The sequence below is a fragment of the Alcaligenes sp. genome (assembly GCF_050255915.1).
In the GTDB taxonomy this organism is placed as follows: domain Bacteria; phylum Pseudomonadota; class Gammaproteobacteria; order Burkholderiales; family Burkholderiaceae_B; genus Alcaligenes; species Alcaligenes aquatilis.
Genome location: NZ_JBFWIQ010000010.1, coordinates 109,402 through 128,664, shown reverse-complemented (window position 1 = coordinate 128,664; position 19,263 = coordinate 109,402). Strand labels below are relative to the sequence as shown.

At 57.3% G+C, this 19,263-nt stretch carries 19 protein-coding genes; 14 read left to right on the top strand and 5 right to left on the bottom strand.

Annotated features, from left to right (window positions below):
- Nucleotides 1–98 precede the first annotated feature (98 nt).
- Together norR and AB7E06_RS13860 are read left to right on the top strand one after the other, a co-directional pair.
- Nucleotides 99–1,640: a nitric oxide reductase transcriptional regulator NorR gene (gene norR, locus AB7E06_RS13865; RefSeq protein ID WP_427957326.1), complete on the top strand. Its 1,542-nt coding sequence runs from the start codon at nt 99–101 to the stop codon at nt 1,638–1,640.
- Complete coding sequence (locus AB7E06_RS13860; protein ID WP_094197791.1) at nt 1,633–2,331, top strand: Crp/Fnr family transcriptional regulator; 699 nt, start codon at nt 1,633–1,635, stop codon at nt 2,329–2,331. The genes norR and AB7E06_RS13860 overlap by 8 nt, the downstream gene beginning before the upstream one ends.
- A gap of 8 nt (nt 2,332–2,339) precedes the next feature.
- Here AB7E06_RS13860 and AB7E06_RS13855 read toward each other — a convergent pair whose 3' ends face one another.
- Nucleotides 2,340–3,143: a formylglycine-generating enzyme family protein gene (locus tag AB7E06_RS13855; protein WP_427957324.1), complete on the bottom strand. Its 804-nt coding sequence runs from the start codon at nt 3,141–3,143 to the stop codon at nt 2,340–2,342.
- Between the two features lie 173 nt (nt 3,144–3,316).
- Between AB7E06_RS13855 and AB7E06_RS13850 the strand changes: the two genes are divergently transcribed.
- A complete protein-coding gene (locus tag AB7E06_RS13850) occupies nt 3,317–3,781 on the top strand; it encodes a nuclear transport factor 2 family protein (RefSeq protein WP_094197793.1) in 465 nt (154 codons plus the stop codon).
- Nucleotides 3,782–3,834: 53 nt separating this feature from the next.
- On the opposite strand, the gene AB7E06_RS13845 is transcribed toward AB7E06_RS13850, so the two are convergent.
- Nucleotides 3,835–4,491: a TetR/AcrR family transcriptional regulator gene (locus AB7E06_RS13845; RefSeq protein WP_094197794.1), complete on the bottom strand. Its 657-nt coding sequence runs from the start codon at nt 4,489–4,491 to the stop codon at nt 3,835–3,837.
- Nucleotides 4,492–4,634: 143 nt separating this feature from the next.
- Between AB7E06_RS13845 and AB7E06_RS13840 the strand changes: the two genes are divergently transcribed.
- The 8 genes from AB7E06_RS13840 to AB7E06_RS13805 are packed head-to-tail and all read left to right on the top strand — an operon-like array spanning nt 4,635 to nt 12,168.
- Nucleotides 4,635–5,984 (top strand): NAD(P)/FAD-dependent oxidoreductase, encoded by a 1,350-nt coding sequence (locus tag AB7E06_RS13840; protein ID WP_094197795.1) that lies wholly within the window; start codon nt 4,635–4,637, stop codon nt 5,982–5,984.
- Nucleotides 5,981–6,733 carry a DUF1365 domain-containing protein gene (locus AB7E06_RS13835; RefSeq protein WP_094197796.1) on the top strand — a complete coding sequence of 251 codons (753 nt, stop codon included), beginning with the start codon at nt 5,981–5,983 and terminating at the stop codon, nt 6,731–6,733. Before AB7E06_RS13840 ends, AB7E06_RS13835 begins: the two co-directional genes overlap by 4 nt.
- On the top strand, nt 6,730–8,001 hold the full coding sequence (locus AB7E06_RS13830; RefSeq protein ID WP_094197797.1) for an SAM-dependent methyltransferase: 1,272 nt from the start codon (nt 6,730–6,732) through the stop codon (nt 7,999–8,001). The genes AB7E06_RS13835 and AB7E06_RS13830 overlap by 4 nt, the downstream gene beginning before the upstream one ends.
- Complete coding sequence (locus AB7E06_RS13825; RefSeq protein ID WP_094197798.1) at nt 7,994–8,563, top strand: hypothetical protein; 570 nt, start codon at nt 7,994–7,996, stop codon at nt 8,561–8,563. Before AB7E06_RS13830 ends, AB7E06_RS13825 begins: the two co-directional genes overlap by 8 nt.
- A gap of 15 nt (nt 8,564–8,578) precedes the next feature.
- Nucleotides 8,579–9,874: an MFS transporter gene (locus tag AB7E06_RS13820; protein WP_427957321.1), complete on the top strand. Its 1,296-nt coding sequence runs from the start codon at nt 8,579–8,581 to the stop codon at nt 9,872–9,874.
- Nucleotides 9,871–10,431, top strand: coding sequence for a DUF3833 domain-containing protein (locus AB7E06_RS13815; RefSeq protein ID WP_094197800.1), 561 nt, complete (start codon nt 9,871–9,873; stop codon nt 10,429–10,431). Before AB7E06_RS13820 ends, AB7E06_RS13815 begins: the two co-directional genes overlap by 4 nt.
- A 5-nt stretch (nt 10,432–10,436) precedes the next feature.
- A complete protein-coding gene (locus AB7E06_RS13810; RefSeq protein ID WP_125277800.1) occupies nt 10,437–11,228 on the top strand; it encodes an SDR family NAD(P)-dependent oxidoreductase in 792 nt (263 codons plus the stop codon).
- Between the two features lie 37 nt (nt 11,229–11,265).
- Nucleotides 11,266–12,168, top strand: coding sequence for a TIGR01777 family oxidoreductase (locus tag AB7E06_RS13805; RefSeq protein WP_094197802.1), 903 nt, complete (start codon nt 11,266–11,268; stop codon nt 12,166–12,168).
- Between the two features lie 183 nt (nt 12,169–12,351).
- On the opposite strand, the gene gltS is transcribed toward AB7E06_RS13805, so the two are convergent.
- A complete protein-coding gene (gene gltS / locus AB7E06_RS13800) occupies nt 12,352–13,581 on the bottom strand; it encodes a sodium/glutamate symporter (RefSeq protein ID WP_108728517.1) in 1,230 nt (409 codons plus the stop codon).
- Nucleotides 13,582–13,834: 253 nt separating this feature from the next.
- Nucleotides 13,835–14,800 carry an octaprenyl diphosphate synthase gene (ispB, locus tag AB7E06_RS13795; RefSeq protein ID WP_094197804.1) on the bottom strand — a complete coding sequence of 322 codons (966 nt, stop codon included), beginning with the start codon at nt 14,798–14,800 and terminating at the stop codon, nt 13,835–13,837.
- A gap of 173 nt (nt 14,801–14,973) precedes the next feature.
- Here ispB and AB7E06_RS13790 point away from each other — a divergent pair, with 173 nt between their 5' ends.
- The 3 genes from AB7E06_RS13790 to AB7E06_RS13780 are packed head-to-tail and all read left to right on the top strand — an operon-like array spanning nt 14,974 to nt 17,556.
- Nucleotides 14,974–15,840, top strand: a complete 867-nt coding sequence (locus tag AB7E06_RS13790) for an ATP-binding protein (protein ID WP_094197805.1) — start codon at nt 14,974–14,976, stop codon at nt 15,838–15,840.
- On the top strand, nt 15,833–16,834 hold the full coding sequence (locus AB7E06_RS13785; protein ID WP_427957317.1) for a Nudix family hydrolase: 1,002 nt from the start codon (nt 15,833–15,835) through the stop codon (nt 16,832–16,834). Before AB7E06_RS13790 ends, AB7E06_RS13785 begins: the two co-directional genes overlap by 8 nt.
- Complete coding sequence (locus tag AB7E06_RS13780) at nt 16,831–17,556, top strand: spermidine synthase (RefSeq protein ID WP_166727095.1); 726 nt, start codon at nt 16,831–16,833, stop codon at nt 17,554–17,556. Before AB7E06_RS13785 ends, AB7E06_RS13780 begins: the two co-directional genes overlap by 4 nt.
- A 193-nt stretch (nt 17,557–17,749) precedes the next feature.
- Here the strand turns inward: AB7E06_RS13780 and AB7E06_RS13775 are convergent, their stop codons facing one another.
- Nucleotides 17,750–19,258, bottom strand: coding sequence for an efflux transporter outer membrane subunit (locus AB7E06_RS13775; RefSeq protein ID WP_094197807.1), 1,509 nt, complete (start codon nt 19,256–19,258; stop codon nt 17,750–17,752).
- Nucleotides 19,259–19,263 lie beyond the last annotated feature (5 nt).

Below are 19,263 nucleotides of genomic sequence, written 5' to 3'. Positions count from 1 at the left end.
AAGTCCAAGACGACATAGATCAATGGTTTGCCACCATCCTAGGTATAAACTACCCCAACAAAACTGGGTATTTTTCACCATAAGGGTATTTTCCACCCATGCTAGATCTTTTGATTGCCGACCTTGCCACCGAGATTCCCGGGCCCTTACGTCTACAGCGCATGGTGCATTTGCTGGCTAGGCACTTTGGCTGTGATGCAGCGGGTTTGCTGAAACTGGATGACACCGTATTGCGTATTGTTGCAGCCAGCGGCTTGGGCCATGACACCCTGGGGCGTCACTTCGTGATTGCAGACCACCCCCGTTTGAACCGAATTTTGAGTTCATCCAACCTGACCCGCTTTGAACCCCACTGTGGCCTGCCCGACCCTTACGACGGCTTGCTTGATGACAAACTGGGCCAGCCTTTGCCGGTACACGATTGCGTAGGGATTACCTTGCAAGCCCAGGGCACACCCTGGGGCATTCTGACGCTGGATGCCTTGCGGCCAGGGACGTTTTCAACCTCCATGCTGATAGAACTGAAGCACTGGTGCCTGGTGCTGGAGAGCGCGATCCGCATCAGCGAACTGGAAGAAGAGAACCGCAGTCTACGACTGCTCTCCACCTTGCCGCCCGATTATTTGTCACGCCATAACTCGGCCGCCATCATTGGCAACAGCAAACCGCTGCAGGAAGTCATTCAGTTGCTGGACACGGTGGCCTCCTCAGAGCTGCCTGTACTTTTACTGGGCGAGACGGGGGTAGGGAAAGAGCTGTTTGCACAGCGCCTGCATCAACGCTCACCACGTCACAACAGTCCCTTGATCTACGTGAACTGTGCTGCCCTGCCCGAGTCTTTGGCGGAAAGCGAATTATTTGGACATGTAAAGGGGGCCTTTTCCGGGGCGCATGAAAATCGCGCCGGGCGCTTTGAAGCGGCTCAGGGCGGCACCCTGTTTCTGGATGAAATCGGTGAGTTGTCTTTGACGATTCAGGCCAAACTGCTGCGTACCTTGCAGAATGGCGAGATTCAACGCTTGGGGGCGGACCACCCCATCAAGCTGAATGTGCGTCTGGTTGCCGCCACCAACCGTGACCTGAGTCAGCAGATCGCCCAAGGCGGTTTCCGGGCGGACCTGTTTCACCGCCTGTCGGTTTTTCCACTTACCATCCCTGCCCTGCGCGAGCGCCATCAGGACATCTTGCTGCTGGCAGGCCATTTTTTGGAAATCAACCGATCCCGTTTGGGATTACGCGGAATTCGCTTGTCTCCCGACGCAGAAGCCGCTTTACTGGCTTATCATTGGCCGGGTAATGTTCGTGAATTGGAACATTTGATCAGCCGGGCAACTATCCGCCTGCTGGTCGACACGCCAGAACGTAACCAAATATTTACACTTAGCGCTGATAATCTCAATTTGTTACCTTCTATCCACCAGCCTGTCACAGCGACCAGTATGGCGATTGATCCCCCCCGCCAATCCTTGCGTCAGTCCGTTGAGCAACTACAGAGTCAACTGATCCGACAGGCTTTGGAGGATACCACCGGTAACTGGAGCCAGGCTGCCCGGCAGCTAGGCATAGACCCCAGCAATCTACACAAGCTGGCCAGCAAACTAGGGCTAAAAACCCGCTCAGAAAGCTTAAGTGATGACTGACATCTCCTACCCCTCCTTGTTAGCCAACCTGCCCGTTTTCTCCACGCTGGACGCAAGCGGCATCGATGAGCTGTGGCAAGAAGGACGCCTGATCCACTACGACAAGGACAGCCAGGTCTTTCGCCAGGAACAAAGCAGCGACCATTTTTTCGTCCTGCTCCAAGGCCTGATCAAAGTCGTGCGCACCATGCCCAATGGCTCGCAACTGCTGGTACGTTTTGCCTTACCGGGCGATGTGATTGGCATTGCCCCAGCACTGCGCCGCCGCAACTACCCGGCTACCGCTATCAGCGTGACCACCAGCGCGGCATTGGCCTGGCCGGAGAAATCCTGGGACAGCCTGACGCAACGCTTTCCGTGCCTGCTCAATTCTGCGCAAGATACCGTCGCACAACGACTCAGCGATGCGGATGATCGCCTGTTGGAAATTCATAGTCTGGAAGTGGAGCAGCGGCTTGCTCACAGCCTGCTGCGTTTGATTCGCCAAGTGGGCCAAAGCGGCGCACAAGGCACATCCTTGAGCATTCCGGTGACCCGGCAAGATCTGGCTGACCTGGCCGGGACCACCTTGTACACGGCCAGCCGTGTCGTCAGTAGCTGGGATCACCAGGGCTTGATTCTGGCAGGCCGCAAACAAATTACGATTGCAGACCTGGACAAGTTTGCACAAGCCGTTCTGGAGCGTGGCTAAGTGCCAGCCTAATCGTCAGTGACCAGACGCAGCCCCAGATAACGCGGTGGCACACCAACCGAACACGCCCCGGTTTTAGGATCGCGGATAAAGTCGGGCATCACCGCAATATGCTCGCCCCCCAAGGTGCGTACACCGCAGTTTTCCAGGCGTGATTCTGCACGAGGCATGCTGATGCGGTGTACCCGTACGTGGCAGGTATTGGTCCATTCGGCCACCTGCCCACCGGCATCAAATACCCCATAAGCATTGGCCACGCCCTGGCCCAAGGGCGCTAAGGGCACCTCTTGCTCCTGTTTGCGCTTGTAGCTTTCCTGATATTCCTGCAGCCACAAAGCGGCCTGCTCATTCTCATCCAGCCCACCCTGCGCCGATTCGGGTACTTTCTGATCGGCGAAATAGCTCCATTCCAGATACTGCGGCAAACGGAATGTCTTGCCTGTACGCTCGCTTAACCAGGCAGCGTAATCCTGTCCATCCTGCCAGCTCACCCCGACAACCGGCATATTCTTGGCCTGCCCTCGACCCACTGCGTCTGCAGCCTTGCAACGTTCTGCACGAACGCACTGATCGTACTCGTACTGGCTGACTTGATATTTCATCGCTTTCAGGGTCGGGGCCGGGGCATACATCACCGTATCGGACGCGACCAGGCGGCCATCGAGCAAGTACTCGCCAGCCTGCATGAGCTCACGTGCCGGGCCAGCCACTTCCACCAGCTCGGGCAAAGCGGACGGATTGCTGGACTCGCCAGCCGAACATCCGGCCAATATGGCCACTAACAGCACGTATCCCACTACATGGCTTCGCATTATGAACTCCCTAGAGACAATCACCATTGAAACGTAGCGAGAACATTGCGTCCTTGCTCCAAGGCAAACAGCGTCTATAAGAAGTCAAATTATCCAACCCGCTCTTTGGCCTGTTGCTTGAGCCTTATACTTGTTGTTTCCTCATCGTCCCTTGAATCCTCAGGCTGACACCCATGAAGACTGACTTGCCCGCAGGTTCCGATGATAGTGCGGCGGCAGTGCGCCGAATCGTCCAGCTCTATCAAGAGCTGGCACCAGACCGGCTCTCCGAGCTTGAGGCCTGTTACGCGCCTGATGCCTATTTCAAGGACCCCTTTAACGAAGTGCGTGGCGTGCCGGCCATTCGACGCATCTTCGAACATATGTTTACGGCGCTACAAGCACCACGATTTGTCATTACGCAGCAGATCGTCCAAGATCACCGGGCCTTTCTGGAATGGGAGTTCCGTTTTCGACTCCGTCGGTGGAAGCCGGACGTTGAACAATGCATCAAGGGGGCTTCGTTCCTGTCCTTTGATGAACAGGGACGGGTGTCTCATCATCGCGATTATTGGGATGCGGCCGAGGAGCTTTACGCAAAACTGCCGCTACTGGGCGTATTGATGCGCTGGCTGCGACGCAAGCTTGCTACCTCTTGAGACAACAAGCAATCGGAACACACACAAGCCCCTGCTTGCGTTTGGAGATCACCCTACGGAGTGGGGGGCTTCAGGCCAGATCCTGCCAAACCATCAAACGTGGTGCTGGTCACCCATTCAATGATTTGCTCATGGGTGTACTGGCCGGACTCCTTGAGCAAACCCACCACAGGATCGCAAGCGCGCGCAAATAGGGTATAGAGCACAAGCTCAACGGGCAGACCCGTTTGGAGGCCGCCTGCTGTCTGTGCCTCGATAATCCAGGTGCTCAGACGATTACTCAAGGCGATCAGACGATCCATATACTCGTCATTCGATTGGAGCGAGGTGCTAAGGTTCGAGTTCTGCGCGGGCAACGACGGCATTTCCCCTTGCAATTGGGTGTGCATCGTCCAGCGCACCACTGATTTGAGCTGATCGATTGCTGCAATCGGCGCACCCAAGTCAGCCGCGCTCTTGGCCTGTCTACGCAACTCGTCCACAAAAGCCAAGGCGCGATCCAAGACACCAACCATTGCGGCCGCAGCAAGTTCTTCCTTTGACGTGAATAACTTATACAGGCTGGCCTTGGCCATGCCCGCCTCGGCGGCAACTTCGTCGACCGTCATGGCGTCGTAGCCCTTGGTAGCCAATAGCCGGTTCACAGCGGTCACGATAGCTTCTTCGCGCACCCGCTGGATTTGTTGTTTGATTGAGGATCGAGCGTTCATACATCACATTTTAGGACGAATGGGACTATCTTGAACACTAGATAGTGCAAAAATAATATTTAGGGTTTATAGTTTGAACTAAGCAGTTCACATTTTAATCCTTATGGTCTATTGAGCACTATAGCAATACTCAAGGAGCTGCCATGCGTCGTATCGCTGTCATAGGTTCGGGCATTTCCGGTCTGGCCGCTGCCTTTCGTCTGGCCAGCACGCAGACCTCTCATCGCGTGTGCTTGATCGAGGCAAACAGCTATTTCGGCGGACATGCCAATACCGTCCAACTAAGCCTGGACGGAATTTGTCATGGTGTAGATACCGGGTTTCTCGTATTCAATCACCGCACCTACCCCATGCTCACGCAACTGTTCAAAGAGCTGGATGTGGAAACGGCACCGTCCGAAATGTCTTTTTCAGTGCAGGTGCCCGACGCCCACGGCAGACCGGGTATGGAATGGAGCGGCAGCTCCTTGAACGGGGTTTTTGCACAACGCAAAAATTTGCTGCGCCCACGCTTCATTGGCATGCTGCTCGAGATCATGCGTTTCAATCGTCTGACCACGGACATTGCCCAGCGCCAGGTCGAGTCGCAGCTCAGTGCCTCGATAGAAACCTTTCTTGATCAGCACGGCTTTAGCAGCGCCTTTCGCCACCACTATCTACTACCCATGATTGGCAGTATCTGGTCTTGCCCGACAGATCAAATGCTGCGTTTTCCCGTTACTACCTTGATTCGCTTTTGCCACAATCATGGGCTGATACAGATCACTAATCGGCCTCAGTGGCACACCGTTCGAGGGGGATCGCAACAGTATGTGCGTCGCATGATTGAACGGCTGCAACAAGACGGTCGCCATGAAACACGCTTGAATACCCCGGTGCTCAGCCTCAAACGCCTGCCACAGGGGGTTTTAGTAGAAATGCCCCACGGGTCGGAACAGTTCGATGCAATCGTACTGGCCTGCCATAGTGACCAGGCATTGCACTTGCTTGGCAAAGACGCGACACAACAGGAACAAGCCGTACTGGGCAGCATCCGCTATCAGGCCAATGAAGCGGTTTTGCATACCGATACCTCCGTCTTGCCACAACGCACAGCGGCTTGGGCGGCATGGAACTACGAGCGCGCCTCCTGCGTGAATTCAGAAGAGGCGGGGGTTTGCCTCCACTACCTGATCAACCGATTACAACCCCTGCCCTGGCAACAAGCCGTGCTGGTTTCCCTGAATCCAGCCCGCCCAATAGACCCGGACAAGGTGCATGCCCGTATTGGCTACCACCATCCGGTCTTTGACCAGGCCGCCATCCAGGCACAACCGCTTGTCGAGCAACTGCAAGGCCAACGCCGCACCTGGTTTTGCGGCGCTTGGTGTGGCTACGGGTTCCATGAGGACGGATTGCGCTCTGGCCTGAATGCGGCCGACAAGGTCCTGCTGTCTCTTGAGCACAAACAGCCAGCGCCCCCCATCGAGATCAACGAGGAGGAAACGGTATGAGCACCGTCCCTCTTATTGGCTTTGGCCATATTTGGCACCGCCGGCTACGGCCGGTCGATCACGCCTTTCGTTACCCCGGTTATTTCCTGCTGCTTCCCATGCGCAGCCTGCGTGAGCACCCCGTTGCTGTGCTACGTCGCAATCGGCGCGGCTGGATCAGTTTTCACGATAGTGATCACGGCGACGGCAGCAATGACGCTCTGGCCTGGTTCGAGGCCTTGCTGCAAGAAGAAGGCATACAGGACGCCGATGGGGAAATCTGGTTGCATACCTTCCCCCGTGTCCTGGGCTATGTCTTCAAGCCCGTCAGCTTTTGGTACGCACATCGGGCAGACGGCTCGCTGGCGGCGATTCTGGCTGAGGTCAACAACACCTTTGGTGAGCGCCATGCCTATCTTCTTGCCGGACCGGATCTGGACTGGGACTGTGAGCAAGTGGCCAGCAAGCAATTTCATGTGTCTCCATTTTGCGAGACTCAGGGAGAGTATCGCTTCCGCTTCAAACGCAGTGACCGCGCCAACCTGGCACTCATTGATCTTTACGACGACGCAGGCCCCGTGCTGCGTACGGGCGTTCAAGGAGTGTTGCATCCCTTGAGCACCACGACCGTGCGCCGGGCCTTTTTTGGCACGCCGCTCATGACCCTTGGGGTCATTTTCCGCATCCACTGGCAAGCACTGCGCCTGTGGGCAAAGCGGCTTCCTTTCCATCGCAAACCACCAGCGCCCAAGCGCTCTGTCACACGATGAATACAAGCACCGCCACCCTCTTGCGCAAGTCCGCCGATGCAAAACGCGTCTTGCCACCTAGCGCGAACCGCGTCCTGAAGCTGTTGACGCATCTGCCTCATGGCCAATTGGAGCTTCAATTGCCCGATGGGCAACTGCGGCATTGCCCCAAACAGAGCGCCCCGGATGCAGACGCACGCTGCACAATCAAGCACTGGGAAGCGCTGGAGCGCGTTCTAAGCTCGGGCGATATTGGTTTTGCCGAAGGTTATATAGACGGCCTATGGGACAGTGACGACCTTAGCGGACTCTTGCGCCTGTGCATCGACAACCGCGACCACCTGGAGCAACTGGTATATGGTCACTGGTGGGGCCGTCTGGGCTTCAGGCTACGGCATATGCTTCGCCGCAACACACGGGCAGGCAGCGCCAAAAACATCCATGCCCACTACGATCTGGGCAACGATTTTTATCAGCTGTGGCTGGATCCGACCATGAGTTATAGCTCTGCGTGGTTTGAAGGTCTCAGCGGCAGCGCCTTGCAAGAGGCAGATCTGGAGCAGGCCCAGCAGAACAAAATACGACGTGCGTTGCGCGAGACAAGGCTGCAACCAGGTCAACGCCTGCTGGAAATCGGCTGCGGTTGGGGGGCACTTGCCCAGACAGCGGCCACGGAGTTCGGCGCACAGGTCAGCGGTGTGACCTTGTCGCGTGAACAACTTCACTGGGCCACGCAGCGCATCACCCAAGCAGGCCTGCAAACACAGGTGGATCTGCGTTATCAGGACTACCGGGACTTAGCTGCCGAACACGCGGCGCAGCCATTCGACGCCATTGTGTCCATTGAAATGTTTGAAGCGGTCGGACATGAATACTGGCGCACCTACTTCCAGACCTTACATGACTGCCTCAAACCGGGGGGCCATGCTTGCTTGCAATCGATCACCCTGCGCGAAGACCTTTTTGAGCGCTATTTGCACTCTTCCGACTTCATTCAGCAGTTCATTTTTCCGGGAGGACTGTTGCCCAGTGTCACGGCCTTCGAGCGCGAGGCGCAACGAGCAGGCCTGGAAATAGTCAAGAAGATGAGCTTTGGCAAGGACTATGCCGAAACGCTCAGGCGCTGGCGTCAGGCTTTCGAGCACAAGCTCGATGCTGTACGAAGCCAGGGCTTTGACGAACGCTTTGTACGCATCTGGCGATTTTATCTGGCCTACTGCGAGGCTGCCTTTGATATGGGCAACACCGATGTGGTCCAGTTCACATTGAGAAGGCCCGACCATGCCTGATCTTCGACGACGCAAAACCCTGATCTGGGGCATCAGTCTTCTCGCTCCTACCCTTACTGCCATGACCAATACTGTCTTGGCGGCCACACCGGCTGCCCCCCAGGAGCTGCGCTCCACCCTGCCCGCTGCCCATTTGCTTGGCAGCGGCCCCATGCGCTTTTTTGGACTGCGGGTTTACGAGGCGCGCCTGTGGGCGCTGCCGGACTTCGAGCCAGCACAGTATGCACGCCAGCCTTTCGCACTGGAACTGATCTACGACCGCAAGCTGGAAGGAGAGGCAATTGCCGAGCGCTCAATAGCCGAAATGCGACGTGTCGGCAGCTTCTCTGAACAACAGGCACGCCAATGGTTGCTCCTGATGACAAAGGCCTTTCCTGATGTGCTGGCTCAGGATCGGCTGCTGGGGGTAACCGACGGGGCCGGCGATGTACGTTTTTTCCACAATGGACGCGAGACTGCACGTATTCAGGACGCAGAGTACGCGCGCCTGTTTTTTGGAATCTGGCTGTCTGAGCAAACGTCGGCGCCCGGTCTGCGCGCGGCATTGCTGAGTAAACGCTAAGAAAGGCACGACATCATGCCCTCCCAAGAACTTGGCCCCTCCACACCGCTGCACTGGCGTACAGGGCTCTCTTACGGCAGTCTTGGCCTACCGCTGGCTTTTGTGTCGCTGCCTTTATACGTCAACCTGCCTCATTACTATGCAGCGGTGGCGGGCGTGCCCCTGGCCAGTCTGGGTGCCGTACTGCTTGCCACTCGAGCCATTGACGCGGTGCTCGATCCCGCATTGGGACGCCTGGCCGATCGCCTTTTGCATCGAGGACAACGTCAAGCCTGGCTGGCAGCCGTGCTGGGCAGTGTCATCATGGTCTTGGGGTTTGCCGCCTTGTGGCATCCTCCCCTGGCTGTTCAAGAGGCGGCGCTAATCTGGCTGGCGGTCAGCCTACTGGTATGCACCCTGGCCTATAGCGCCGTGAGCATACTGCATCAGGCCTGGGGTACCCGTTGGGGAGGTGACCCCAATTGGCGCGCACGCGTGACGGCATGGCGAGAAGGCGCCACGCTTGCCGGTGTCCTGCTGGCCAGCATCTTGCCTACCTGGCTGGGCTTTGACGCGACCAGTATCGTGCTCTTTCTGGCTCTTGCCCTAGGCTTGCTCGGACTGCATAACCTGCAACGATTCACAGCAAGCCCAACACGTTACGGACATCGTCACATCAGACCTGCTCAGGCCGCCTCCCCCTGGGCAGATGCCAGTTTCCGCCGGCTGTTATCAGTCTTCATGCTCAACGGTGTGGCCGCTGCCATACCCGCCACCCTGCTCCCGTTTTTCGTAACGGACCGTCTGCAGGCAGCCGATATGCAACCACTTTTCCTCTTGTGTTATTTCGGTGCTGCTGCGGCCGGGCTGCCACTGTGGATCAAGGCCGTTTCGCGCTGGGGCCTCGCCCCCAGTTGGCGCGCTGGCATGCTGGCAAGCATCATCGCCTTTTCGCTAACACCCTGGCTTGATGCTGGTGACGGCAAGGTCTTCATCCTTATCTGCCTGGCAAGCGGGCTTGCCCTTGGCGCGGATCTGGCACTGCCAGGCGCTTTGCTGACCGGTGTCATCCATGAGTCCGGTCACGGTGGCTCGGGCGAAGGACGATATCTGGGCTGGTGGGCCTGTGCCACCAAGCTCAATCTGGCTTTAGCCGCCGGGCTGTGTCTGCCGCTGCTCGCCTTTCTGGGTTACCACAGCGGCACGACCGACCCGGCAGGCCTGCAGGCACTGGCCTGGACCTATGGTGGCCTTCCCTGCCTGTTCAAACTGCTGGCGTGGGCATGCCTATGGCGCGCTGAGCACCTGCACACCTCCTGGAGACTGATATGAAATTGACAACATGCCGTGTCTCGACCCTGCCCTGGCGGCGCGCCATTCTGGGACTGACACTCACCGGATTGCTGGCCGGGTGTGTAGGGCCCACCGTGCAGGACTATGCCCAGGAGCGTCCCGAACTGGACCTGCGTCAGTATTTCAACGGGCCTTTGACCGCCCACGGCTTGTTCACAGACCGCTCCGGCAAAGTGGTCAAACGCTTCACCGTGCGCATGACAGGCACCTGGAATGGCGATGAAGGCGTGCTCGATGAGCACTTTGTCTACAGTGATGGCACCACACAGCAACGGATCTGGCATTTGAAATATCTAGGTGACGGCCATTACACCGGGCGCGCGGACGACGTGGTGGGACAAGCACAAGGGCAGACCGCGGGCAACGCCTTCCATTGGAATTATGTGCTGGCACTGCCCGTGGACGGCAAAGTCTGGAACGTCAACATGGACGACTGGATGTATTTGATGGATGGTCGCACCATGCTCAACCGCGCCGCCATGAGCAAATTTGGTTTTCATCTTGGTGACGTAACCTTGTCCTTCACTAAGGAGTAAGTGTGATGGCACTGCTGCACACAAAACTCAACCCGCCGATCAGTCAATGGCAAGGCAAATGCGCCTGGATTGTCGGCGCCTCATCGGGCATAGGCAAAGCCACCGCACAAGCACTCCATGCCCAAGGGGCACGTGTCATCATCTCGGCCAGAGATGCCGATGCACTGCACACCCTGGCTGATGGCCGAGATGGCTTTCTGGCCGTACCGCTGGATGTCACCCAACTCGACTCCATGGTGGCGGCCAAGACAATGGTTCAAGCCTACGCGGACAAGGCCCCGGACCTGGTGCTGTATTGCGCTGGCAGATACCAGCCTCAACGAGCGACGCACTTCGATCTGCTTGAAATGCAGCGACATCTGGACGTTAACTATGTCGGCGCACTGCACCTGCTGGACACGGTTCTGCCGATGTTGCTTGCAGCCGGACGCGGTCACCTAGCTTTAGTCGGCAGCGTGGCCGGCTATCGAGGGCTGCCGATGTCCCTGGCCTACGGCCCCACCAAAGCGGCGCTGAACAACCTGGCCGAAAACCTCTACCTGGACCTGCACCCTTTAGGGCTGGGTGTTTCCATTATCAACCCGGGGTTTGTGGACACCCCATTAACGGCACAAAACAGTTTCAAGATGCCCGCACTGATCACCCCCGAAGAAGCGGCGCAGCATATCTTGCACGGCTGGAAACAGGGACAGTTTGAAATGAACTTTCCTCGCCGTTTCACTGGCTGGGTCAAACTCATGCGATGCTTGCCAGATAGCTGGTATTTCTGGGCGGTACGCCGTGTCACCGGCATGTAATTTCACCGGCGGCTCACTGTTAAACACGGAGAATCCGATGCGCATCCTTCTGACCGGGGGCACCGGCCTCATTGGACAGGCCCTTTGCCAACAATGGCAAGCTCAGGGCCATGAACTCTGGGTATGGAGCCGCACCCCGCAGCAAGTTCCCCAGTTATGCCCGGGCGCAAAAGGCGTAGCCACTCTTGAAGAGCTAAATGGCAACGCGCCATTTGACGCCGTCATCAACCTGGCTGGGGCCCCGATTGCCAATCAACGCTGGACTGATTCACGCCGCCAGCTTCTGTGGCGTAGTCGTGTGGATCTGACTCGCCGCCTGGTGGACTGGATGGGGCAGCAAGCGTCGGTGCCGCCCATATTGATCTCGGGCTCAGCCACAGGCTGGTACGGAGACGGTGGGCAACAGCCTTTATCCGAAGACAGTGCACCAAGCCACAAAGACTTCGGCAGCCAACTTTGTGTGGCCTGGGAGCAAGAGGCCGAACAGGCACGCCAATGGGGGGTACGCGTGGTCTTGCTACGCACCGCACCCGTCTTGGCCAACAATGCAGGAATATTGGCTCGGCTCCTGCCCTCGTTCAAGCTGGGATTGGGTGCCAGACTAGGTGATGGTCAGCAGTGGATGCCATGGATACACATTGAAGACCAGGTCGCTCTCATCGACTACCTTTTGCACAATCAAAGCTGTGAAGGCCCCTATAACGCGTGTGCGCCACAGCCTGTGCGCAATGCGGAGTTCACCCGCATCCTGGCGCAAGAGCTGGGCAAGCCAGCCCTGTTTCATGCCCCGGCCTGGGTGCTACGGCTGGCATTGGGAGAGATGTCTGTTCTGCTGCTGGGCGGACAACGACTGATTCCGCAACGCGCCCAGCAAGCGGGTTTCAGTTGGCGTCACCCTGAACTGTCCGAGGCCTTAAGGGATGTGCTTAACAAAGCCTGAACGGATCGTTTACAGAGGTGGTCTTGCCATCTTGCCCATCAAAAAACGGCGGACGCTAAGGTTCGGGCATCGCCTTGGCCCAAGCCGTCCCGAGCAAAATTCACACACCCCCTGTCCGTGACGTCCAAGCGTCCGGCCACGAGACACTGCCGCGCCGTTCGGCGCGGCCTGAGCCTTGCGCGCTTACGTCAGAAAGTTCACAAAGCCGGTGATAATCACGGCGTTGAAAAAATCGATAAACAAGGAGCCCACCAAGGGAATCACAAAAAAGGCCTTGCGCGAGGGGCCATTATCTTCCGTGAAAGCCTGCATATTGGCCATGGCGTTCGGCGTTGCCCCCATGCCGAAACCACAATGCCCGGCCGACATCACAACAGCGTCATAGTCCTTGCCCATGACATTGAAGGTCACATATCGGGCAAAGAAGTACATCATCACGGTCTGGGCAATCAGGATCACCAGCAAGGGACCGGCCACTTGAGCCAGTTCCCACAACTTCATCACCATCAATGCCATGACCAGGAAGAAAGCCAGCGACACGTTGCCGATAATTTCAAACTCTTTTTCCGGCAAGCGGTAACGACGCCAATCAATCACATTACGGATAACGGCTGCCACCAGCATGGACCCCAGGTAGGCAGGCAGCACGATGCCGCGCTCACCCAACCATTCGATGATGACACTGCCCACCCCAATCGCAATGGACAGCAGAACGACCGCGTAGACCGGCATTTCAAAGCCACCGTCATCAAGCTGAACGGTTTCTTTAACCTGGGCTTGCATAGCATGGGGTACGTTTGCACCTTCATGCTGGCGACGATGACGACGGTGTGGTGCAGGGCCGTCAATCTTGTGTTTTTTCATCAGGCGTCGGCCCAAAGGACCACCAATGACACACCCCATCACCAGCCCCCAGGTCGACGCGGCAATGGCAGCGGGCAAGGCTCCCACAGCACCTGCGTTCTCCAGCAAGGGGCCAAAAGCCGCGGAGGTCCCGTGACCTCCTGTCATGGCGACCGAACCGGCCGCCAGGCCCAGCAAGGGATTGGCATCCATCAAAGCGGCCAGGGTGACACCCATCACGTTTTGCAGAATAATCAGGACAACCGCACAGCCCAAAAACAGGGCCACTGCCAGCCCCCCCTTTTTCAACAGCTCGAAACTTGCTGAAAAGCCAATGGTGGTAAAAAAGGCCATCAACAAGAAGTTGCGTATATCGTCGTTGAAAGAGAAGTGAAACGAACCCGTCTCGTGACCCACCAGGGCAATCAAGGCAAAAATCAAACCGCCAATAATGGGGCTGGGAATGAAATAGCGGGCCAGCACAGCAACGCGATTCTTTATATATTCTCCCAGCACGAGAAAAACAGCCGCTAAACCGACCGTTTGCGCTATATCGAGCTGAATATTCATCTATCCGTTCCTTACATCTTTGGAATAAGGGGCCTGCACCTATGTGTCTGACAGAGGCTTCAAACCAGTTTGTTCAAATAGGCGTGTCTATCGTTGCTACTTCGTCCTTGTGGGACAAAGGCATGACCACCAACAGCGTAGCAAAACCGAGAAAAATAACATGAACAGACGCCTAATGACGCCTATTTCCGTTAATCGGCCCGCCTTATTACAAAAAAACCCGCCTGCCGGCGGGTTGGGGAAAAGGTGATGCTTAGCGATCGCGTTCGATGGAAAACGCGCACAAGCTGAGCAATACCTGCTTGAATTCGCTCTCAGGCACATCCGCCAGAGCCTGCACCGCCAATTGGGCTTCCGCCTTGGCCGCTTCGCGGGTGTACGCCAACGCGTCAGTTTGCTCAATGGCCTGGGCCACTGCCGCAAAATCCGCATCACCGGTTTCAATGGCGGACTTGATCAACTGGACTTGTTCGGGTGTCCCCACTTCCATGACACGGATCAGTGGCATGGTGGGCTTGCCTTCACGCAGATCGTCACCCACGTTCTTGCCCAATGCCTGGGCATCACCGGTGTAATCGAGCACATCATCAACCAGTTGAAAGGCCGTACCCAGGTGACGACCATACGCAGCCATGGCCTCTTCCATCTCGGGCGAAGCTCCGGCCACAATCGCGCCAACTTGCGCGGCCGCCTCAAACAGTTTGGCTGTCTTGTAGCGCACGACTTGCAGGTAACGCTCTAGAGAAACGTCCGGGTCGTGTACGTTCAGCAGTTGCAAGACCTCGCCTTCAGCGATCACCGTGGTGGCTGCTGACAACACGGCCATGGCAGGCATGGAGTTCGACTGCACCATCATCTCGAAAGAGCGCGAGTACAGGTAGTCACCCACCAACACACTGGCTGCATTGCCATAGACGGCATTGGCCGTGTGGCGACCGCGACGCATATCGGATTCATCAACGACATCGTCGTGCAGCAAGGTGGCCGTGTGGATGAATTCCACAACGCCAGCCAGCAAATGATGCGTGTTCCCCTGATAAGCCAGTGCGCGGGCTACCAGCAACAAAAGCGCGGGACGCATACGTTTGCCACCCGCACTAACGATGTATTCGCCGATTGTGCGTATCAGCACCACATCCGAATTCAAGCGCTCACGAATGACGACATCAAGAGCCTTCATGTCGTCGGCAATAGGTTCAATCAGGGTGGACAGGTTCAAAACAGAATTCCGGACGAGTAAGGGAGGGGGCCCGTAGCGGCCAACCATAACTGAGTGATTATACGATCTTGAATCGCTTTGGGCCCATTGTTACGCGTCCAGCACAACAGTGATCGCAGAAAAAGGTGCCAAATTAGCGATAATAAGCGTTTCAACCTGAAACGGAGACCGTCTTGAGCTCGCAAGACCTGAGTACCCTGATCAGCCGGGCCGAGCGGGTTCTCGCTCAATTGGAAGCCTGGCTCCCCCCTGCTCCCCCTCCTGTCAACTGGGATTGCGTGGCGTTTCGCTGGCGCACCAATGGTACGCGTGGCTGGTTGGAAGGTGTCTCGCACGTCGCCACCATCCAACCGGACGATCTGCACCATATCGAACGCCAAAAAAGCATTATTGAGCGCAACACCCGCCATTTCCTGGCAGGCAAACCCGCCAATAACGTCTTGATGACCGGTGCTCGCGGGACGGGAAAAAGCTCGCTGGTCAAAGCCATGCTGGCCAAGTTTGCCGACCAGGGCCTGCGCCTGATCGAGGTGGACAAGTCCGATCTAGGCGATCTGGGTTACATCATTGACCTGATCAGCAAGCGCCCCGAACACTTCATCATCTTCAGCGACGACCTGTCTTTTGAAGAAGGCGAAGCCGGTTACAAGGCGCTCAAATCCGTGCTGGACGGCTCACTGGCCTCCCCTGGCGACAATGTACTGATCTACGCCACGTCCAACCGGCGTCACCTGATGCCCGAATACATGAAGGAGAACCTGAGCACCTCCACTTCCGCAGACGGTGAGATCCACCCCGGTGAGGCCGTTGAAGAAAAGGTATCCCTATCCGAGCGCTTTGGACTATGGTTGTCGTTTTACCCCTTTAAACAAGACGACTATCTGGACATTGTGTATTACTGGCTGGGCGCATTGGGTTGCCCTGCAGAACACATCGAAAGCTCGCGTACGGAAGCCTTGCAATGGGCTCTGGAACGTGGCTCGCGCTCCGGCCGGGTAGCACGTCAATTTGCTAGAGATTGGACCGCTAGACATGTCTAAACCCACGTTGGAAGTGGCCGTTGGCGTTTTACTGAACCAACACGGCCAAGTGCTACTGGGAAAACGCCCAGCCGATAAACCCTGGCCAGGCTGGTGGGAATTGCCTGGCGGCAAGATTGAAGCGGGCGAGAGCGTCGTACAGGCACTGGTACGGGAACTGCGCGAAGAACTCGGCATTGAAACGACCCACGCACACCCCTGGGTCACCTATACACACGAATACCCCAAGAACTTCGTCAAACTCTCTTTCTGTCTGGTGCGGGAATGGGAAGGCGAACCCCAGTGCCTGGAAGGCCAGGAGCTTGCCTGGGTCAACCCTAAAGGTCCATTGGAAGTCGGCCCTGTACTGCCTGCTACCGAACCGCCGCTGAAATGGCTGCAACTGCCCGAACGCTATCTGATTAGCAACATCGACGAGCCAGCCCGCCTACCCGCCTATCTGGAACAACTGGAACAAGCTCTGCAACAAGGCCCGGCCCTGGTTCAGTTTCGTGAGCCTGCCTGGGCTGTCCGACCTGATGCCGAGTTCCATTTGCACCAGGCGTTCCTGCAAGTGGTGAACCTGTGCCAGCGTTACCAAGCGCGCTGCCTGGTCAACAGTCTGCACCCCGAGAGCTGGTGGGACCACGCCGATGGTGTGCACTTGCGCGCCAGCGACGCCCAAGCCCTGTCTGCGAAATGCCACGACACCCTGGCGACATTTCCCGCGATCAGCAAAGGCTTGATCGGCATGTCCACACACAATGAACGTGATATTGAAATAGCCCGCAAAATCCAGGCGGACTTTCTGGTTCTGGGCCATGTCCTGGAAACCGCCTCTCATCCCGGCGATCCCGGTATGGGCTGGGCCCGTTTTGCCAGTCTGGCCGAACAAGCTGGCCTGCCTGTGTTTGCAATCGGCGGACAATCGGCCAACACTCTGGCTCAAGCCCGCAATCACGGCGCACACGGCATTGCCGGTATACGCCATATGCTGGACAGCGACCCGGTATGATGCCGCAGGTCTCTATTTCGGAACACGAAGGCGTGCGCTACCTGCACCTGGGCTCGGCCTGGGTGCAGGGCGCCATGCGCCTGGATGCTCCCGATCAGTTGGAGCTGCACTACATCCGTCAAATGATGATCTGGAGCTTGTTCCAGACCGATCCGCGCCGTATTGCCCAGCTTGGCCTGGGCGCAGGCAGCCTGACGCGCTTTTGCTACCAGCATTTCCCCCAGGCGCGTATCGACGCGGTGGAAATCAATCCGGAAGTGGTGCAAGCCAGCCGGCTGCTGTTCAATTTACCGCCCGACGACCAACGCTTGAACGTACACACGGTAGACGCGCTGGACTATCTGGACGCGGTATATGGCGAGCTGGATGTGCTGCAAGTTGATGTCTACTCTGATCAGGCCGAGCACCCTGCACTGGAAAGCGAAGCCTTTTACCAGGCCTGCCGCAAAGCTCTGGGGCCGCAAGGACTATTGACGGTCAATTTACTGGGGTCGGAACGGGTACATGCGCGTAATCTGCATGCGTTGCAAGAGAGCTTCTCTGCCGTGGTCTGGCTACCTGAAACCCATGACGGGAATCTGGTTGCCCTGGCCTTTGTAGACCCGCCACAAATTGATTTTGATGATTTGTACCAACGTGCTGAAGAGATCCACGCCCTCTTGGGTTTGGACGACGGCAAGGAATGGGTTGACGGGCTATATGCCTGGATGGACCAGGACTAAGTTCAAAAACCTCAGCCAAGCTTTAAAAAAATACCCCGGAAACTGACTGGCAACTCCGCTCTTGGGGTATTTTTTTGCCTTCGCAACATTCAAAGTCACAGCGAATTGGCTGTCTCCAAGGTCTGGTTCACCTATTCCTGAAACGGGCTTACATGACATAGCAAACCTGCCAGCCCGTCCTGGGCCTTGGGCATCACTCGGCGGCAGGACCTGATGCGTCTGCGACAGACTCTGCCCCATCGGTTTTCTTCATACCCGCTTTTGTAACTTCCTCTGAAGTCAGCCCAGTTTGCGCATCCCAGCCACCGCCCAAGGCCACCATCAGTTTGACTGCCGCCCGCAAGCGTTGAGACTCCAGATCCAAGGCCTGCCGCTCGGCTGACAGGGCCGTGGCCTGGGTTTGAGCCAGACTCAGAAAATCCACCAGCCCGGCATCAAACTGATTGCGCGTCAGCCGCAAAGACTCGCGGGCCGCCGCCAGAGAACGCGCTTGACTGGCTTGCTCCAGCTCCAGGCCATTACGCTCCGACAAGGCATCTTCCACTTCTTTCAGCGCATCCAGAACCGTCTGGCGGTAAGCCGCCAATTGTTCGTCATAACTGGCCTTGGCCTGCTCGACTTGTGCACGACGCGCTCCAAAATCCAGCAAGGTCAGGGCGAAGGCAGGCCCCAGGGACCAGACACGCGCGGGTGCCGTCAGCCATTCACTTAAATCACTGCTGCTAAACCCCCCGCTGGCTTTCAGGCTCAAGCTGGGAAACCAGGCGGCTTTGGCTACACCAATCTGGGCATTGGCCTGCGCCATACGACGCTCGGCCCGGGCCACATCGGGGCGACGTTCCAGCAGGCTGGATGGCAAGCCCACCGGAATATCCGGAGCCACTGGCCAAGGCGCATGCGGCACCACCTCGAACTGGGACGGCGCACGGCCCACCAACACCGCCATGGCATGCTGATAGGAGGCCTTTTCACGATTCAAAGCCAGGCGCTGAGTACGTGCGTTTTCAAGCTGACTTAAGGCTGCCGCTACGTCTCCCGGGGCCGAAAAACCGGCGTCCAGACGATTCTGATTAATTTGCAAAGAGCGCTCGTACGCGGCCACAGTTTCATCCAGCACGCGTTCGCTGGATTCCACACTGCGGTACTGCAAATAAGTTTGGGCCAATTGCGACTGCAGGCTCAAACGCGTGGCGGCCATATCCGCAGCACTGGCTTGCAGGCCTGCGTCACCCGCTTCTACCTGACGGCGAATCCGCCCCCACAAATCCACTTCCCAATTCACGGTGATGCTGGCATCGTAAGCGCTGCTGCTTTGGCTGGTATCACCCGAGCCGCCGCCCCGTCGCGTGGTTCCGACCGAGCTGTCCACTTTCGGAAACAGAGTCGAGCGCGTGTTGGACAAGGTGGCTTGCGCCTGCCGGACGCGTGCCTGTGCTTGCTGCAAGCTAAAGTTCTGCTCGTTCAGGCTTTGCATCAAGGTATTGAGCACGCCGTCATTAAAGCTTTCCCACCAGGGGCCGCGATCCTTCAAGTCAGCCGGTTCAGCCTGCTTCCAGGCCGTGGAACGCACCTTTTCCCGAAAGTGCTCCCCCACTGGGGCCTCAGGCCGCTGATAATCAGGGCCAACGGCACATGCGGACAGGAGCAGCACCATCCCAGCCAGTGCAAAGCGCGGAAACATCGTGGCAGTAGAAATAGGCATATCAG

Excerpts from the sequence above, each read along its gene's own strand:
- norR (WP_427957326.1), top strand. The coding sequence starts at position 99 with ATGCTAGATCTTTTGATTGCCGACCTTGCCACCGAGATTCCCGGGCCC.
- AB7E06_RS13860 (WP_094197791.1), top strand. The coding sequence starts at position 1,633 with ATGACTGACATCTCCTACCCCTCCTTGTTAGCCAACCTGCCCGTTTTC.
- AB7E06_RS13855 (WP_427957324.1), bottom strand. The coding sequence starts at position 3,143 with ATGCGAAGCCATGTAGTGGGATACGTGCTGTTAGTGGCCATATTGGCC.
- AB7E06_RS13850 (WP_094197793.1), top strand. The coding sequence starts at position 3,317 with ATGAAGACTGACTTGCCCGCAGGTTCCGATGATAGTGCGGCGGCAGTG.
- AB7E06_RS13845 (WP_094197794.1), bottom strand. The coding sequence starts at position 4,491 with ATGAACGCTCGATCCTCAATCAAACAACAAATCCAGCGGGTGCGCGAA.
- AB7E06_RS13840 (WP_094197795.1), top strand. The coding sequence starts at position 4,635 with ATGCGTCGTATCGCTGTCATAGGTTCGGGCATTTCCGGTCTGGCCGCT.
- AB7E06_RS13835 (WP_094197796.1), top strand. The coding sequence starts at position 5,981 with ATGAGCACCGTCCCTCTTATTGGCTTTGGCCATATTTGGCACCGCCGG.
- AB7E06_RS13830 (WP_094197797.1), top strand. The coding sequence starts at position 6,730 with ATGAATACAAGCACCGCCACCCTCTTGCGCAAGTCCGCCGATGCAAAA.
- AB7E06_RS13825 (WP_094197798.1), top strand. The coding sequence starts at position 7,994 with ATGCCTGATCTTCGACGACGCAAAACCCTGATCTGGGGCATCAGTCTT.
- AB7E06_RS13820 (WP_427957321.1), top strand. The coding sequence starts at position 8,579 with ATGCCCTCCCAAGAACTTGGCCCCTCCACACCGCTGCACTGGCGTACA.
- AB7E06_RS13815 (WP_094197800.1), top strand. The coding sequence starts at position 9,871 with ATGAAATTGACAACATGCCGTGTCTCGACCCTGCCCTGGCGGCGCGCC.
- AB7E06_RS13810 (WP_125277800.1), top strand. The coding sequence starts at position 10,437 with ATGGCACTGCTGCACACAAAACTCAACCCGCCGATCAGTCAATGGCAA.
- AB7E06_RS13805 (WP_094197802.1), top strand. The coding sequence starts at position 11,266 with ATGCGCATCCTTCTGACCGGGGGCACCGGCCTCATTGGACAGGCCCTT.
- gltS (WP_108728517.1), bottom strand. The coding sequence starts at position 13,581 with ATGAATATTCAGCTCGATATAGCGCAAACGGTCGGTTTAGCGGCTGTT.
- AB7E06_RS13785 (WP_427957317.1), top strand. The coding sequence starts at position 15,833 with ATGTCTAAACCCACGTTGGAAGTGGCCGTTGGCGTTTTACTGAACCAA.
- AB7E06_RS13780 (WP_166727095.1), top strand. The coding sequence starts at position 16,831 with ATGATGCCGCAGGTCTCTATTTCGGAACACGAAGGCGTGCGCTACCTG.
- AB7E06_RS13775 (WP_094197807.1), bottom strand. The coding sequence starts at position 19,258 with ATGCCTATTTCTACTGCCACGATGTTTCCGCGCTTTGCACTGGCTGGG.